The organism is Fulverythrobacter ferritrahens (assembly GCF_020539485.1).
Classification (GTDB): domain Bacteria; phylum Pseudomonadota; class Alphaproteobacteria; order Sphingomonadales; family Sphingomonadaceae; genus Andeanibacterium; species Andeanibacterium ferritrahens.
Genome location: NZ_JACDXU010000001.1, coordinates 502969 through 516555, shown reverse-complemented (window position 1 = coordinate 516555; position 13587 = coordinate 502969). Strand labels below are relative to the sequence as shown.

The window sequence follows — 13587 nt, the reverse complement described above, 5'->3', positions numbered from 1 at the left end:
CCCTTATCTTCCGGCCCCTTATCTACCAACGATGCCGAGCAGTTCGATGGTGAAGAACAGCGTCGCTCCGCCGGGGATCGGGCCGCCGCCGCGCGGACCATAGCCGAGATCGGCGGGCACGGCGATCTCGATAGTGTCGCCCACGCCCATCTGCGGCACGGCCATCTGCCAGGCGGGAATCAACCCGCGCAGGGGGAAGGTTGCCGGGCGGCCCGAGGCATAGGAGCTGTCGAACTCCGTTCCGTCGGTCAGCGTGCCGCGATAATGGAGGCGCACAACGTCCCGCACGGTGGGATGCTCGCCCGAGCCATCGCCCTTGACCCGGCGCCACATCAGGCCGCCTTCCATCCAGCTCCACCCATCCTCCGCCTTGAGCGCGGCAAGCGCGGCCTGCTGCTGGTTGAGCCAGGCGGCGTCCTGCTTCAACCCGGTGCCCTGCGGCTCATCCTCCGCACGGGCGACGTTGAGAACCAGCGCGGGAATGGCCGTGGCGGCGAGCAGCGCAAAGGGAGCGTAGCGAAGGAAGCGTTTCATTGGATATGTTACTCAAAATAGCCCTCAGGCAGCGAAGCAGTAGGGCGGAATGACAGCGCCCTCAAGCAGCGAAGCGGTAGGGCGGAATGACAGCGCCCTCAAGCAGCGAAGCAGCAGGGCCGATCAAGACGTTAGGAAATCTACGAGCTGGCGCACTTTCTTCTGGCGCCATTGCGGGCGGGGGGCAACGAGCCAATAGGCGCGGTGGCCCGGTTCCGGCCCCTGCAGTGCCTTCAGGCGGCCATCGGCCAGCGCCTCTTCCACCAGCAGGAGCGGCAGCATGGCCTTGCCCAGCCCTGCCCGCGCACTGGCCAGAGCCTGCGCCGCATTGCCGACCTGCAGCACCGCTTCCGCCCCATCGGGCAGGGGCGCCCCGGGCCAGGCGATCCAGTCATCCGGGGCGCCATCGGCCGCGACCACCACCCGCATGGGCGGGGCGAGTTGGAGGCCCTCCAGATCGCCAGGCCCCTCGGCCAGGCGGATCGCGACATCGAGATTGGCCTCGGTAAAGTCTACTTCCTCACCCGCGATCAACTGATAGCGGATCTCGGGGTTCTCCTTGCGGAAGGCGGCAAGGCGAGGAGCAAGCCAGGTGGCCCAGAATTCATGCGGGGCGGCAATGGCGTAGGAATAGCTGGACTGGCCGGCCTGCATCGCCTGCACGCTCTCCTCAAAGCGCAGGAAACCCTCGCGCAGAGTGTCGAGCCCGGCCACGGCCTCGTCCGTCAGTTCCAGCCCCTTGGAGGTGCGGCGGAACAAAACGACGCCCAATACATCCTCCAAAGCGCGGATTTGCTGGCCAACGGCGGCCGGCGTCACCGCCAGCTCGTCCGCCGCGCGGGTAAAGGACAGGTGCCGGGCCGCGGCATCGAACACGCGCAAGGCGTTAAGGGGCAGATGCGTGCGCTTCATGGTGACAGGGGATTTAGGCGCGCATCGCCCGCTGGGCAACCAAGCATGGCTTCATCCACGAAAAGCTGTGTCAGCTTGCTCAGGCGATCAATTTGCGGTCGCCGGCGCGGCGAGCGGGAAGAACGGAATGGCCACTTCGAACAGTTCCCCTTCCCGTTCCCCATCCAGGCGGCGGAAGGTGTAATAGCCCTCCATACTGCCATGCGGCGTAGTGAGCGGGCAGCCGGAGACGTAATCATGGCTCTTGCCCGGGGCCAGCACGGGCGTTTCGCCAACCACGCCGTCCCCATCCACGATGTTCACCAGCCCGCGTCCATCGGTGATGCGCCAATGGCGGCTGAGCAGCTGCACAGTCTCGTCCGAGCCGTTCTCGATCCGGATGTGATAGACCCAGAACCATTTGCCCACATCCACGCGGGACTGATCGGGCATGAAGTTCACTGCCACCCTGATGGTGATGCCCTGCGTAATCGCGGCGTGCTGGAACAGTTCCTTCATGAGTCGGGACGGTAGCCAAATTTGGTGACAGGTCCAAGGGGTGGTATGGAACCGCCTAGGACGGCTGATCGCACTCCCCACGGCATTCGTCGCCCTGGCGCTGTTCATGGGGCCCGGATCACCTGCGCAGGCTCATCCCGGCGGACTTGATGCCAGTGGCTGCCACGCCAATCGCAAGACCGGCGAATACCACTGCCATCGCGCGGCAAGCCCGCCGCCGCCAAGGCCTGCCTCGGCAGGAAAGTCCGGCAGATCGGCAGGCACCTATTGCGCGAATTGTGCCCAGGCGCGTGCCGCCGGCGCCGCACCCTTGGGGCGCGGCGATCCGGGCTATCGTGCGGGGCTGGACCGCAACGATGACGGGATCGCCTGCGAATAGCGCGAGCGCCTCTCCCGCCAAATCGCCTCGCTTTATTGTTGCGAACGATTCTCATTAGCGTTAAACGAATCGCAGAATAGAAGTGAACCGATGGGAGTTCCCGCAATGAACCAAGGCCCTTCAGCCGACCTGCTTCCCCTGCCACTTCCCAATGAACGGACCGGGCAGATGGTGCTTGTGGCAATGCGACGCATGGCCGCGCATGGAATACGCGATGCCCATGCTGCCTGGTTGATGCTCGACCTGTTCGGCGCGCGTTTCCGCCGCCCGCTGGTGCTGCTGCGCGCCTTCATGCTGGAATTCGCGCAGGCATCCCACCGCCCGATCCGCATCGCCCCGTGCTGCTCGCTCCGGATGACGCGCGATGAAGGGCTGCTGATCGATGCCCTGATGCTGGCCTGCGATCACCCCGGACTGGCCGAGGATGCACTGGTGCGCCTTTCGGGCAATCCCTGCATTTTCGAGCCCCTTTCAGCCGCGACCGTATTCAGCCGGGCCATCGGGGAACTGGAGCCTGCACGCGCTCTCCAGAGCGGGTCTTAGACCCCGGCCCGGTCGAAAGCCTGGGCCAGGTCCTCGATCACATCGTCAGCATCTTCCAGCCCGACATTAAGGCGCAGCATCCCCTCGCCCACGCCCGCTTCGGCGCGGCCTTCAGGGCCCATATTGTGATGGGTCGTGGTAGCCGGGTGGCACATCAGGCTCTTCGAATCGCCGATATTGTTGGAAATATCGACCAGTTCCAGCCCGTTGAGCACAGCCATGGCCTGTCCGCGCCCGCCATCGACGAAGAAGGAGAAGATCGGCCCCGCCGCGCTCATCTGGCTCATGCACAGATCATGCTGCGGATGGCTGGGCAGGCCCGGATGCAGCACGCGGCTGACGCGGCTTTCCACATATCGCGCCACCTTCAGCGCATTCTCGCTCTGCCGCGCGGCGCGCAGTTCAAGCGTTTCGAGGCCCTTGAGCACTACCCACGCGTTGAACGGCGCCAGAATAGGGCCGGTATTGCGCTGGAACGGCATCAGCTTGTCCTGAATCCATTCCTCGCTGGCGCAAAGAGCCCCTGCCAGCACGCGACCCTGCCCGTCCATCAGCTTCGTGGCGGAATAGGCAACCACATCGGCCCCATATTCCATCGGTCGCTGCAGCGCCGGAGTGGCAAAGGCATTGTCCACCACGGTGACAATGCCATGCGCGCGGGCGATGGCGCAGACGGCGCGCATATCCACCACATCCATGGTGGGGTTGGCGGGCGTTTCGAAGAAGAACACCTTGGTATTGGGGCGCACGGCCTTTTCCCAGGCATCGTTGTCGCGCGCATCCACGATGGTCTTCTCGATGCCGAAGCGCGGCAGCAGATTGTCCACGATCCAGCGGCACGAACCGAAGGCCGCCCGGCCTGCCACGATGTGATCGCCCGCGGAGAGCTGGCACAACAACGCAGCCGTCATCGCGGCCATGCCGGTGGCCTGCACGCGGCATGCCTCTGCCCCTTCCAACATGGCGATGCGTTCTTCCAGCATCGCGGTGGTGGGATTCTGCATGCGGGAATAGACCATGCCTTCCTGCTCGCCCGCGAAGCGCGCGGCAACAGTCTCGGCTGTGTCATAGGTATAACCCGAAGTGAGGAACAGTGCCTCGCTCGTCTCGCCCTGCTCGCTGCGCCAGGTGCCGGCGCGCACCGCGCGAGTGGCCGGGCGCCATTTGGAAGTGATCGAGCGGTCGGTTCCGGTAGTATTCTTCATGGCGGCGCGTTTAGGACTGCCGGGGCGGCGGGGCAAGCAAGCTTTGGTTCGCCGGTGCAAAGCCGCGAATAGCCGATTGCTCCCGCCAACGGCTCTGCTATCCAGCGCGGCGATGATGACCCGGCCTCAGGCAAATGTTCGCGATCCACTTGGCTGGTGCGCGATTATCACTCTCGCTTTCGCAACCCTCGTCTTCTGGCGACTGGGCACGCCTTCGCGTATCTATTTCGACGAGGTGCATTATGTGCCCGCCGCGCGCATTCTCGCCACATTCGATCACATCACCAATCGCGAACATCCGCTGCTGGGCAAGGAACTGATCGCTCTGAGCATCGCCCTGTTCGGGGATCATCCGTGGTCGTGGCGCGTCATGCCCGCCATCGCAGGGGTCGCCACCCTGTTCGCCTTCATGCGCGGCATGTGGTTCGCCTCCGCCTCGCGCTTCACGACGATCGCCAGCGGCATCCTGCTCGCCACGGGTTTCATCCTGTTCATCCAGTCCCGCATCGCCATGCTGGACATCTTCATGGTGGCCTTCGCCATCCTGGCCCTATGGATGGTGGCAGGTGCCGTACGCGTGCCCGGGCAGGCGCGCTGGCGGCTGATTCTGGCAGGCATCTTCATGGGGCTGGCGCTGGGCAGCAAGTGGAACGCCGCGCCGGTGCTGATGGTACCGGGCCTCGCATTCCTGGCCATCCGCCTGAAGGAAGCCGGGCCGCGCTTTCTCACGGCCACCAATGTCGGGCCGATCCGGGGCATCTCGCTGATCGAAGCAGGCCTCTGGCTGGGCGCGCTGCCTGTGCTGGTCTATCTCGCCACGTTCTGGCCCGTATTCTTCTACGCCAAGAACCCGCTGACCATAGGTGGATATTGGGAATACCACCAGAAGATGTGGGAACTGCAGCAGCAGACCATCAAGCCACATCCCTATATGAGCCGCTGGTATCACTGGGTGATCGACTGGCGGGCGATCTGGTATCTTTATGACAAGGTGGACGGCGCCCAGCGCGGCGTGGTGATGCTGGGCAATCCCTTCTCCATGATCGCGGGCCTGTTTGCCGTGGCGTGGTGCGCCTATGCGGGCGTGGTTCGCAAGAACATCGCCGCGCTTTCCATGGCAGTGCTTTATGGCGTGACGCTTGGCATGTGGATCATCGCGCCCAAGCCGATCCAGTTCTATTACCACTATTTCCTGCCCAGCTGCTTCCTGCTGGGCGCGCTGGCCGTGGCACTGGACGATCTGTGGAAGGCTGGCTGGAAGAAAACCGCATTGGCGGGGCTCTCGCTCGCCGTGGCGGTATTCGTGGTATTCTACCCGATCATCTCCTCCGCCAGGCTCTCCGGCCCCTATTCCTATGAATATTGGATGTGGCTGAAGAGCTGGCGGTGATCCGGCTTACGCCGGAACCGGACGGAGGAAATCAGGCCGGGGCGTGAGCGGTCAGAAAACCGGTCCAGTTGCTCACAGTCATGCTGGCGAGATATTCCGCCTGCATGTCCTGGGTGAGCACCTCGATCATCCGGTCGCCCTCGATCCACATTTCGATCACGCCGAACATCGCGGCCCGGCTGCGATATTTCGCCGGCCAGTTCTCTCGCGCGGCGATGTCCATCACCTCTTCACGCGACAGGCGTGTGCCCATGGCGAAATGGGTTGAAAAGCCACGCAGTTTTTCAGCGTCAGCGTCAAAATTTCCCACCGCATCGGCATCGCCCGCCACTTCTTCCAGCACCGTGCCGCGCGGATAGACTTCCACCATTGTGTTGCGATCATCGCCTGCCATGGCCAGCCAGCTGCCCTCGCTCACCGGCGGGAAAGGCGTGATCGTGCCACCACCGAACAGTTCGGCAATGACGGAGGCAACATGGCGCGGATCGCGCGCATCGATCGAAAGATGAAACAGCATTCCAGTTCTCCCCATTGAGCCCGTTTGACGACTCGATGGCAGGCCATCTGAATTATGGCACAAAATGTGTCAACGATAATTTGACACATTTTGTGCCACGTGGCAGGGGCCCGCCATGACCGAAGACGGAACCATGCAGGAAAAGCCTGCCACTAACGACGAGCGGATCGACGAGGCGCTGCTGCAACTGGCGGCAGAAGGTGCACGTCTGACTCACGACGCGGTGGCGACCATATCTGGCGTTTCTCGCCGCACCGTCTATCGGCGCTATCCCGATCAGGTCGCGCTGCGGAAGCGGCTGTGGGGCCTGCTCTCCCCGCCCGGCGGGATGCCGCGCAATCTGCACGATCTGCTCGCTTGGGAATTGCGCCAGACTTTCGAGAAATTCGACCGTCAGGCCGCCGTGATGACAGTCGCCTCCGCCAGTCCCGAAGGGCGGCAGATGCGTCTGGAAATGAAGCAGGAACGGATCGCCGCCTATAATGCCATCTTCGGCCCGCATACGAAGCATCTGGGCGAAGATCAGGCGCGCAAGGCTCATGCAGCCATGCAATTGCTCTGCACTGGTCTCGCCTGGCGGGAAATGCGCGACCAATGGGATCTAGATGGAACAGATGCGGCGGAGGCGTCCGTCTGGGCGGTCAAGGTACTGATTGCCCATCTCGACCGCGAAGGGGCGCAGGCCTTCGATGTGCCTACGCCCCGATAGTGGAACAGCGCATCAGGTGAGAGCGGGGCGGGACTTCGGCCCGGCCAGATACCAGACGATCAGGCCCAGCAGCGGGAAGAACACGATACCCGCCGACCAGGCGAGTTTTGCCGGGGTAGACGCGGAACTCTGCAGGACGTTGAGGATCGCCCAGATGTCGAGAAGCAGGATCGCGATGCCGATAACATAAGACATTGAAGGGCCTCCGTTGCTTACGGCGCTGTCATGCAGCGACATGAAATCAACGGCTTGGCGGGCTCGGTCGTTCCCCGGCCCATCGGGCGGGCCCAACGGCTCGCCGCCGCGCAGAGCTTACTTGAAGCGGCCCCAGACGAAGCGGCTGGACAGCGCATAGTTCCACACCGACCCGACCAGAATGCCCACGATCGCGGCGGGATAGGCATGGAAACCCGAACGCACCAGCACGGCAGCCACGCCGATATTGGCCAGCATCCCCACTGAACAGGTCAGGGCAAAACGCAGCCAGCCCCGCAGCAGCGGGCCAGCGCCCGCCAGCCGCTTGTCGGCATAGGTCAGCGAATTGTTGAGCACGAAGTTGAACGTCATGGCCACGATGGACGCCACCGTCTGCCCCACGTCGAATTCGGTGATCCAGCGCCCGAAGACGAAACCGTCACCCCCGGCGAAATGCAGGAAAGTGGCCAAAACGGCCATATGCACCACCACGCCCGCCGCACCGATCGTGCCGAACAGGGCAAAGCGGGTGGGAATGATGCGGCCCAGCCATTTGTCGTAGAGGCCAACGAGAAATTCGAACACTACGGTGCGGTCCAGCTTGCTTTCACCCTCGGCGCGGGCGGCGAAGGAGAGGGGGAATTCCTTGATCCGCAACGGACGATCCACCGTGGCGAGGATGTCGAGCAGAATCTTGAAGCCCACGCCCGAAAGGCGATTGGCATCCGTGCGCAAGGTTTCGGCGCGCAGCATGAAATACCCGCTCATCGGGTCGGTCAGTTCCACGCCGGTCACCCGGCGGGCCAGGCTGTTGGCGAAACCGGAGGCTTTCACCCGGTCCGGCCGGTTCCACGCTTCGGTGCTGGCTCCTTCGCAGAAGCGGGAAGCGTAAGCGAGATCGTAATCCCCGCTCTCCACCGCTTCCAGCATGCCGGGCAACAGGGCCGGATCGTGCTGATGGTCGGCATCCATCACAGCCACGACCGGGGCGGCAGTGGCGCACATGCCCTCGATAGCGGCACTGGCCAGCCCGCGTCGGCCGAAACGCTCGATCACGCGGATGCGCGGATCTTCCAGCGAGATGGCGCGCGCTTCATCGGCGGTGCCATCGGGGCTGTGATCGTCAACGATCACCGCTTCCCATTCGATCCCCTGCAGCGCCGCATCCAGGCGCACGACCAGAGGGCGCAAATTCTTGCGCTCATTGTAGGTCGGCAGAATAACAGCAAGGCGCAGAGTCATGCGGGCAGGCTCAGAGCCGTTCCAGCACTGCCGCGCCGATTTCGGCAGTGCTTGCGGTGCCGCCCAGATCGGCGCCCTTCACGCCATCGGCCAGCGCCTTGGCCACGGCGGCTTCCACGCGGGCGGCTTCGGCTTCCAGCCCCAGCGAGTGACGCAGCAACATCGCCAGCGACAGGATCATGGCCATCGGATTGGCCTTGCCCTGCCCCGCAATATCGGGCGCGCTGCCATGGATCGGCTCATAGAGGCCCTTGGTGCCATAGGCGGTCTGCTTCTCGCCCAGCGAGGCGCTGGCGAGCAGGCCAATGGAGCCGACGCACATGCTGGCCTGATCGGAAAGAATATCGCCGAACAGATTGCCGGTAACGATCACGTCGAACTGGCCGGGATTGCGCACCAGCTGCATCGCGGCATTGTCCACATACATGTGGCTCAGTTCCACATCGGGATATTGCTTGGCGACTTCGATCACCACGTCGCGCCACAGCTGGCTGGTTTCCAGCACATTGGCCTTGTCCACGCTGCAGAGTTTGCCTTTCCGGCCCTGTGCGGCGCGGAAACCGACATGGGCGATCCGCTCCACCTCATCCTCGGCATAGGACATGAAATCGTAACCCTGGCGGCGCCCGTCATGCAGGGTGCGCATTCCCTTCTCGCCAAAATAGACGTCACCATTCAACTCGCGCACGATCAGCAGATCGATCTGCCGCGCCACTTCGGGGCGCAGGGCCGACATGTCCTCCAGGCCGGGGAACAGGGTTGCCGGGCGCAGATTGGCGAACAGGGTCAGCGCCTGACGCAGGCCCAGAATCGCCTGTTCGGGGCGCAGGTGACGCTCCAGATTGTCGCAGGAAGGATCGCCCACCGCGCCGAACAGCACCGCATCAGCAGCCTTGGCCATGTCCAGCGTCTCGGGCGGAAGCGGGTGGCCGTGCTTCTTGTAACCGATACCACCTACATCGCCGTGCAGCAGTTCAACGCCCGGCAGTGCCAGTGCATCGAGCACGGCCAGTGCCTGCTCCATGATCTCCGGACCGATGCCGTCACCGGCGAGAACTGCAATCTTCATTTTTCAATTCGCCCTAGTCTGTCCCGCAGAATCGCGCGCGCCGCCATAACATCGCCGCGCCTGTCGGCAAGCAGGTAGCGTTCGATCGGGTCGGAAAGTGAATCCAACGCCGCCAGTGCCTCGGCCAGAGTCTCGCTGCGGGGCGGTCCGCCTCCACCATAGCCAAGCTCGCGCAGCACCAGCGCCTCATAGGCGGCCATGGCCCCTGCCCAGCCGCGCGCCGAGGGGGCGTGGCATATAGCATCGAGCAATCCGCCGAGCGCCTCATAAAGGGAGGGATAGGCCTGCCGCTCCGGCAAGGCCGAGGCCGTCAGCGCGCAGGCCCACTGGATCGCGGCGGCAGGCAGTGGCTCCGACAGCCAGGGTCCCCTGCTCTGCACCAGTTCCAGCCGGGCGAAAGGCAATTGCGTTTCGGACTTCCAGCGCAGTTCAATGTCCAGAGCATTGCCGGGGATCATCACCGGGCGCAGCGTGCGCCCCCGGCCCCCGGCGACATAGCCCGCCACCAGCCCGTGTTCGGCCGTGAGCAACCGCGCGATCACCGCCGTTTCGCCATGCGGACGGGCCGCGCAGAGGATCGCCTGGGCACGAATTTGCATGGCTCTTCTCTAGGCAGGCTGAGAGCCGCATACAAATCTTTCGCAATTGGACAGTTTGTCCTGTCGGAATAGGGCGCGTTAACGTGTATGGCGCGCGCATGGACAATAATAACGGCTCTGAAAACGCCGCCCCCGACACCGCCCGTTCGACCAAGGACGACAAGCTGAAGTGGATTTTGCGGTCCGGCTGGAAAGGCATCTGCCCGCGCTGCGGCGAAGGGCACATGTTCAAATCCTGGCTGAAGCTGACAGACAAATGCGAGGTCTGCGGGCTGGATTATCGCTTCGCCGCCCCGGATGACGGCCCGGCCTTCTTCTCCCAGTGCATCGTGGCCTTCCCGCTGCTGTTCGTGGTGGTCTGGCTGGAAGTGGCCTATCACCCGCCCTTCTGGGTGCATCTGGTGTTTTCCGTGCCGCTGATGCTGGCCGGCTGCATCCTGCCCCTGCGCCCGATCAAGGGCTGGCTGGTAGCGTCCCAATATGTAAACAAGGCGCAGGAAGCAGGTACGGAAGGACTGTGGGCCAAGCTCCACGGGTCTGAAGACCACGCCTCGCCAGCCGGTAGCGACAAGCGCGACTGACCTAGCCGCCTGTCACTGCCGCGACAGTGCATCCACGCAATCGTCACAGGGCGGGGTTTTGCTTTTCGCGGCGGCGACCAGCGGATTTTCCGCCCGCCCCATGGTCCAGTTCTTCTGGAGGCGGACGCGCGGATTGGGAGCGCACCAGACCTCGCCTGTGGCGTCGATCGCGGTGACCCAGATGAGATTGTGCTCCTGTCCGTAATCGATCACGGCGAAGGCATGGCCATCGCCCTTGCCCAGGACGTGGAGCGGAATTGCAGGGTTGAGCTGGGTAAACATGCGGCATCCTTTCGCATGTAAAACCCTCAGCGGCGGGGGAGCGTTCCCCCGTCCGCCGTATGCACGAGGCGGCTCACTTGTTGAGCTTGGCCTCCAGCGCAGCAATTCGCTCCGCCAGTTTTTCGTTTTCTTCCCGGGCCCTGGCGGCCATTATTTTTACAGCGTCGAACTCCTCGCGCGAGACGAAGTCGAAGCCGCCCATCGCGCCCTTCACCCGTTCCCGGGCGGCATCGCGCGCCTCGCGGGTCATGCCCGCAAAGGTGCCGGCGGCGCTGTTCATCAGCTTGACGAAGTCGGAGACCATGGGATTATCGCTTTGCATGGCGCCTATTTGGTCCTGTGCGAAGCACTGTGCAAGATCAGAGTTCGATCCGTTGCACGGCGCCCGAATAATCCGTGCCATTGGCATGGGGGTTCAGTTCCAGCAGCTGATAATTCAGCGCGGTGGCGAAGCATACCCAGGCCAGATAGGGCAGCAGCAGCACCCCTGCCTGCCAGCGCACCCGCCAGAACAGCACCAGCGTGAGCAGCACCGCCACGTCGATCACGCCCAGCAGATAGAGCGCCCAGCGCATTTCATGCAGACCGAAGAACACTGGCGACCATGCGAGGTTGAGCGCGAGCTGGATGAGGAACATCACCAACGCCCCCCCCCTGCCCCTTGCGCCCCAGGCCGATGCGACCAGCGCAGCCGCCAGCCCCATCAGGGCGTAAAGGACGCTCCACACCACGGGAAAGGTTACAGGCGGCGGATAGAGCGCCGGTTTTTCCAGAGCGGCAAACCACGGGTTCTCCGCCCCCGAACCGGAAGCCGCACCCGACAGGAAACCCAGCAGCAGAACCACGGGTACGAAAAACAGCGCCCAGCGGAAGAAACTTGCCCTCAGCTGCGCGCGCGAGGCGAGAACGGTCATGCCAACTCCGAGCGATTCGTTCTGCAGGATATTGGCGATCCCCAGGCAAAGGGGCAATCACATGCGTTGGAACAGTGTCAAAGCGGGGCGAAGTGCGGAAAAATCCCTGCGCGGACAAATCCTTGCGGCGAGCCGGTCAGCCCCGCTCGGCCGAGATGAGGAATTCCACATTGCCCTCAGGCCCGGTGATCGGGCTCTCGACAATGCCGTCTATCCGCCAGCCTTCGCCTACAAGCCATTCGCGCACTTCATCGCAAACCCGCTGGTGCAGCACGGGATCGCGCACGACCCCGCCCTTGCCGACCTCGCCCTTGCCCACCTCGAATTGCGGCTTGATCAGGGCCACGAGGCGGCATTGTGGCGCGGCCAGCTTCAGCGGCACTTCCAGCACCTTGTGCAGGGAAATGAAGCTGGCGTCGCACACCACCCAGTTGCATGGCGCGTCAATCTGCTCGGGCGTCAGGATGCGGGCGCTGGTCTGTTCCAGCACGGTCACACGCGGGTCCTGCCGCAATTTCCACGCCAGCTGGTTAGTGCCCGAATCGACCGCGAAGACTCGCTGTGCCCCCTTGCTCAGCAGGACATCGGTGAAACCGCCAGTCGAGCTGCCAATATCCATCGCTACCGCGCCCGCAGGGTCGAGCCCGAAATGCTCGATCGCATGGGCCAGTTTGATCCCGCCCCGACTGACCCACGGATGATCGCGCCCACGCACACTGATTTCGGCGTCTTCCGCCACTTGCTGGCCGGGCTTCGGAACCTTGGCATCGCCCAGATAGACAAGGCCCGCCATCACCAGCGCCTGCGCCCTTGCGCGGCTCTCCGCCAGTCCTCGCGCCACCAGCAATTGGTCGATACGTTGTTTTCCCGCCATGAGCGCAGCCGATAGCGCCGCGCGCGCGCTTGAGCCAGAGCCACCTTTGAGCCAAGGATGTCAGCGATGAAACTTCGCCTTCCAGCAGCCCTTCTCCCGGCACTCCTCCCGGCTATCGCCCTGACGGCCTGTGTACCCGCGGCCCAGCACCCGGCCCCGGCGCCCGCCCCTGTGCCAAGCCCGACTCGCAGCCCGATGCCAACGCCGCCCCCCGTGCCGCTGCCGGCGCCTGCTCCCGCTCACGAAAACTGGATGGACGCCCCGCGCAGCCCGGGTAACTGGTTCTACAAGAAGGTCGGCGCCATCAGCCTTGCCGCCTATGGCGCGAGCGACACGAATTTTGGCTTCGTCATGCGCTGCGATCCGGCCACGCGCACCATTTCGATCGGCCGCGTCAGCACCCAGACCCAGCCCCGCCCCATGCGCATCCGCACCGAGACGACGGACAGGCTGCTCACCGCCCAGCCGCGCCAGGGATCGATCGAGACACTGCTTGCGGCAGATCTTTCCGCCAGCGACTCGCTGCTCGATGCCATGGCGATCAGCAAGGGCCGCTTTGCAGTGGAGACTGCGGGCGAGCCGACTCTCTACGTCCCGAGCTGGCCTGAAGTAACGCGCATTATTGAGGATTGCCGCTAGGGCGCCGCGCCGGTTTTCGGCCATATGGGCGTTCCTGCTGGCCGAGAATCACGCTTCTCACCTTCAGCGCACACTCGTTCGAATCGCGCCCGGCCCATGAACCGTTTTCCTTGCACGGCAGGCCGTAGGGCGTAGGCGGCCCGCCCCTACAAACGCTCTAAATATCGCATTTTTAGTGCTTAACCGTCGGATTACCCTGAATTTTATTGTCGCAAGGCCGTTCCTTGCCCCCATTCAGGAGTTACCCAATGTCCAAGACAATCAAGAATATGGTCGCCGGCAAGGCCCTGCTTGCCCTGGTTGCCCCCTTCGCCATGAGCGCTGCCTATGCCCAGGAAGCGCCCGCTCCGGAACCGGATGAGACGGCCACGCCGACCCCCGAGCCGACCGAAACCCCGACTCCGGCGCCGAGCGAAGATCCCACCCCCGCACCGAGCGAAGATCCCGGCAACTGATTCACTTTTCCCGGCGGCGCGCCTCGTTTCGTTGTCGTGAAGCGCGCCGC

The 13587-nt window shown here is 63.8% G+C and carries 20 protein-coding genes; 7 read left to right on the top strand and 13 right to left on the bottom strand.

Features of this window, described 5'->3' with window-relative positions; translation table 11 throughout:
- Positions 1–18: 18 nt before the first annotated feature.
- From H0274_RS02515 to apaG, 3 genes are all read right to left on the bottom strand, one after another.
- Positions 19–534 (bottom strand): FKBP-type peptidyl-prolyl cis-trans isomerase, encoded by a 516-nt coding sequence (locus tag H0274_RS02515; RefSeq protein WP_226792774.1) that lies wholly within the window; start codon positions 532–534, stop codon positions 19–21.
- A gap of 123 nt (positions 535–657) precedes the next feature.
- Positions 658–1446 (bottom strand): LysR substrate-binding domain-containing protein, encoded by a 789-nt coding sequence (locus H0274_RS02510; protein ID WP_226792773.1) that lies wholly within the window; start codon positions 1444–1446, stop codon positions 658–660.
- Positions 1447–1533: 87 nt separating this feature from the next.
- The gene (apaG, locus tag H0274_RS02505) at positions 1534–1944 is read right to left on the bottom strand and encodes a Co2+/Mg2+ efflux protein ApaG (RefSeq protein ID WP_226792772.1); all 411 of its coding nucleotides are present in this window, start codon (positions 1942–1944) and stop codon (positions 1534–1536) included.
- 40 nt (positions 1945–1984) lie between these two features.
- Between apaG and H0274_RS02500 the strand changes: the two genes are divergently transcribed.
- Together H0274_RS02500 and H0274_RS02495 are read left to right on the top strand one after the other, a co-directional pair.
- Entirely contained in the window at positions 1985–2323 is a 339-nt protein-coding gene (locus H0274_RS02500) for an excalibur calcium-binding domain-containing protein (RefSeq protein ID WP_226792771.1), read from the top strand.
- A 105-nt stretch (positions 2324–2428) separates the two neighbouring features.
- A complete protein-coding gene (locus H0274_RS02495) occupies positions 2429–2866 on the top strand; it encodes a DUF6628 family protein (RefSeq protein ID WP_226792770.1) in 438 nt (145 codons plus the stop codon).
- Here H0274_RS02495 and metZ read toward each other — a convergent pair.
- On the bottom strand, positions 2863–4071 hold the full coding sequence (gene metZ / locus H0274_RS02490; protein WP_226792769.1) for an O-succinylhomoserine sulfhydrylase: 1209 nt from the start codon (positions 4069–4071) through the stop codon (positions 2863–2865). The genes H0274_RS02495 and metZ overlap by 4 nt on opposite strands.
- Before the next feature lie 112 nt (positions 4072–4183).
- Between metZ and H0274_RS02485 the strand changes: the two genes are divergently transcribed.
- Positions 4184–5461 (top strand): phospholipid carrier-dependent glycosyltransferase, encoded by a 1278-nt coding sequence (locus tag H0274_RS02485; RefSeq protein ID WP_319018193.1) that lies wholly within the window; start codon positions 4184–4186, stop codon positions 5459–5461.
- A 31-nt stretch (positions 5462–5492) separates the two neighbouring features.
- On the opposite strand, the gene H0274_RS02480 is transcribed toward H0274_RS02485, so the two are convergent.
- Positions 5493–5978 (bottom strand): hypothetical protein, encoded by a 486-nt coding sequence (locus H0274_RS02480; RefSeq protein WP_226792768.1) that lies wholly within the window; start codon positions 5976–5978, stop codon positions 5493–5495.
- A 115-nt stretch (positions 5979–6093) separates the two neighbouring features.
- On the opposite strand from H0274_RS02480, the gene H0274_RS02475 reads away from it, so the two are divergent.
- Positions 6094–6687: a helix-turn-helix domain-containing protein gene (locus tag H0274_RS02475; RefSeq protein ID WP_226792767.1), complete on the top strand. Its 594-nt coding sequence runs from the start codon at positions 6094–6096 to the stop codon at positions 6685–6687.
- Positions 6688–6699: 12 nt separating this feature from the next.
- Here H0274_RS02475 and H0274_RS02470 read toward each other — a convergent pair whose 3' ends face one another.
- The 4 genes from H0274_RS02470 to recO form a co-directional block, all read right to left on the bottom strand.
- Positions 6700–6882: a PLD nuclease N-terminal domain-containing protein gene (locus tag H0274_RS02470; RefSeq protein WP_226792766.1), complete on the bottom strand. Its 183-nt coding sequence runs from the start codon at positions 6880–6882 to the stop codon at positions 6700–6702.
- Positions 6883–6999: 117 nt separating this feature from the next.
- Positions 7000–8124, bottom strand: coding sequence for a glycosyltransferase (locus H0274_RS02465; RefSeq protein ID WP_226792765.1), 1125 nt, complete (start codon positions 8122–8124; stop codon positions 7000–7002).
- Positions 8125–8134: 10 nt separating this feature from the next.
- The gene (gene leuB, locus H0274_RS02460) at positions 8135–9193 is read right to left on the bottom strand and encodes a 3-isopropylmalate dehydrogenase (protein ID WP_226792764.1); all 1059 of its coding nucleotides are present in this window, start codon (positions 9191–9193) and stop codon (positions 8135–8137) included.
- Positions 9190–9792 carry a DNA repair protein RecO gene (recO, locus tag H0274_RS02455; protein WP_226792763.1) on the bottom strand — a complete coding sequence of 201 codons (603 nt, stop codon included), beginning with the start codon at positions 9790–9792 and terminating at the stop codon, positions 9190–9192. Before recO ends, leuB begins: the two co-directional genes overlap by 4 nt.
- Before the next feature lie 83 nt (positions 9793–9875).
- Here recO and H0274_RS02450 point away from each other — a divergent pair, with 83 nt between their 5' ends.
- Complete coding sequence (locus tag H0274_RS02450) at positions 9876–10373, top strand: DUF983 domain-containing protein (RefSeq protein ID WP_413463458.1); 498 nt, start codon at positions 9876–9878, stop codon at positions 10371–10373.
- Between the two features lie 12 nt (positions 10374–10385).
- On the opposite strand, the gene H0274_RS02445 is transcribed toward H0274_RS02450, so the two are convergent.
- The 4 genes from H0274_RS02445 to H0274_RS02430 form a co-directional block, all read right to left on the bottom strand.
- Positions 10386–10655: a hypothetical protein gene (locus tag H0274_RS02445; RefSeq protein WP_226792762.1), complete on the bottom strand. Its 270-nt coding sequence runs from the start codon at positions 10653–10655 to the stop codon at positions 10386–10388.
- A 73-nt stretch (positions 10656–10728) separates the two neighbouring features.
- The gene (locus tag H0274_RS02440; RefSeq protein WP_226792761.1) at positions 10729–10977 is read right to left on the bottom strand and encodes an accessory factor UbiK family protein; all 249 of its coding nucleotides are present in this window, start codon (positions 10975–10977) and stop codon (positions 10729–10731) included.
- Between the two features lie 37 nt (positions 10978–11014).
- Entirely contained in the window at positions 11015–11569 is a 555-nt protein-coding gene (locus H0274_RS02435; protein WP_226792760.1) for a TspO/MBR family protein, read from the bottom strand.
- Positions 11570–11705: 136 nt separating this feature from the next.
- Positions 11706–12443 (bottom strand): TlyA family RNA methyltransferase, encoded by a 738-nt coding sequence (locus tag H0274_RS02430; protein WP_226792759.1) that lies wholly within the window; start codon positions 12441–12443, stop codon positions 11706–11708.
- 252 nt (positions 12444–12695) lie between these two features.
- Here H0274_RS02430 and H0274_RS02425 point away from each other — a divergent pair, with 252 nt between their 5' ends.
- On the top strand, positions 12696–13082 hold the full coding sequence (locus H0274_RS02425) for a hypothetical protein (RefSeq protein ID WP_226792758.1): 387 nt from the start codon (positions 12696–12698) through the stop codon (positions 13080–13082).
- A 248-nt stretch (positions 13083–13330) separates the two neighbouring features.
- Positions 13331–13537: a hypothetical protein gene (locus H0274_RS02420; RefSeq protein ID WP_226792757.1), complete on the top strand. Its 207-nt coding sequence runs from the start codon at positions 13331–13333 to the stop codon at positions 13535–13537.
- Positions 13538–13587: the final 50 nt, after the last annotated feature.

Bases quoted from the DNA above. Each gene is read 5' to 3' on its own strand.
- H0274_RS02515 (WP_226792774.1), bottom strand. From the start codon at position 534: ATGAAACGCTTCCTTCGCTACGCTCCCTTTGCGCTGCTCGCCGCCACG.
- H0274_RS02510 (WP_226792773.1), bottom strand. From the start codon at position 1,446: ATGAAGCGCACGCATCTGCCCCTTAACGCCTTGCGCGTGTTCGATGCC.
- apaG (WP_226792772.1), bottom strand. From the start codon at position 1,944: ATGAAGGAACTGTTCCAGCACGCCGCGATTACGCAGGGCATCACCATC.
- H0274_RS02495 (WP_226792770.1), top strand. From the start codon at position 2,429: ATGAACCAAGGCCCTTCAGCCGACCTGCTTCCCCTGCCACTTCCCAAT.
- metZ (WP_226792769.1), bottom strand. From the start codon at position 4,071: ATGAAGAATACTACCGGAACCGACCGCTCGATCACTTCCAAATGGCGC.
- H0274_RS02485 (WP_319018193.1), top strand. From the start codon at position 4,184: ATGATGACCCGGCCTCAGGCAAATGTTCGCGATCCACTTGGCTGGTGC.
- H0274_RS02480 (WP_226792768.1), bottom strand. From the start codon at position 5,978: ATGCTGTTTCATCTTTCGATCGATGCGCGCGATCCGCGCCATGTTGCC.
- H0274_RS02475 (WP_226792767.1), top strand. From the start codon at position 6,094: ATGACCGAAGACGGAACCATGCAGGAAAAGCCTGCCACTAACGACGAG.
- H0274_RS02470 (WP_226792766.1), bottom strand. From the start codon at position 6,882: ATGTCTTATGTTATCGGCATCGCGATCCTGCTTCTCGACATCTGGGCG.
- H0274_RS02465 (WP_226792765.1), bottom strand. From the start codon at position 8,124: ATGACTCTGCGCCTTGCTGTTATTCTGCCGACCTACAATGAGCGCAAG.
- leuB (WP_226792764.1), bottom strand. From the start codon at position 9,193: ATGAAGATTGCAGTTCTCGCCGGTGACGGCATCGGTCCGGAGATCATG.
- recO (WP_226792763.1), bottom strand. From the start codon at position 9,792: ATGCAAATTCGTGCCCAGGCGATCCTCTGCGCGGCCCGTCCGCATGGC.
- H0274_RS02445 (WP_226792762.1), bottom strand. From the start codon at position 10,655: ATGTTTACCCAGCTCAACCCTGCAATTCCGCTCCACGTCCTGGGCAAG.
- H0274_RS02440 (WP_226792761.1), bottom strand. From the start codon at position 10,977: ATGCAAAGCGATAATCCCATGGTCTCCGACTTCGTCAAGCTGATGAAC.
- H0274_RS02435 (WP_226792760.1), bottom strand. From the start codon at position 11,569: ATGACCGTTCTCGCCTCGCGCGCGCAGCTGAGGGCAAGTTTCTTCCGC.
- H0274_RS02430 (WP_226792759.1), bottom strand. From the start codon at position 12,443: ATGGCGGGAAAACAACGTATCGACCAATTGCTGGTGGCGCGAGGACTG.
- H0274_RS02425 (WP_226792758.1), top strand. From the start codon at position 12,696: ATGGACGCCCCGCGCAGCCCGGGTAACTGGTTCTACAAGAAGGTCGGC.
- H0274_RS02420 (WP_226792757.1), top strand. From the start codon at position 13,331: ATGTCCAAGACAATCAAGAATATGGTCGCCGGCAAGGCCCTGCTTGCC.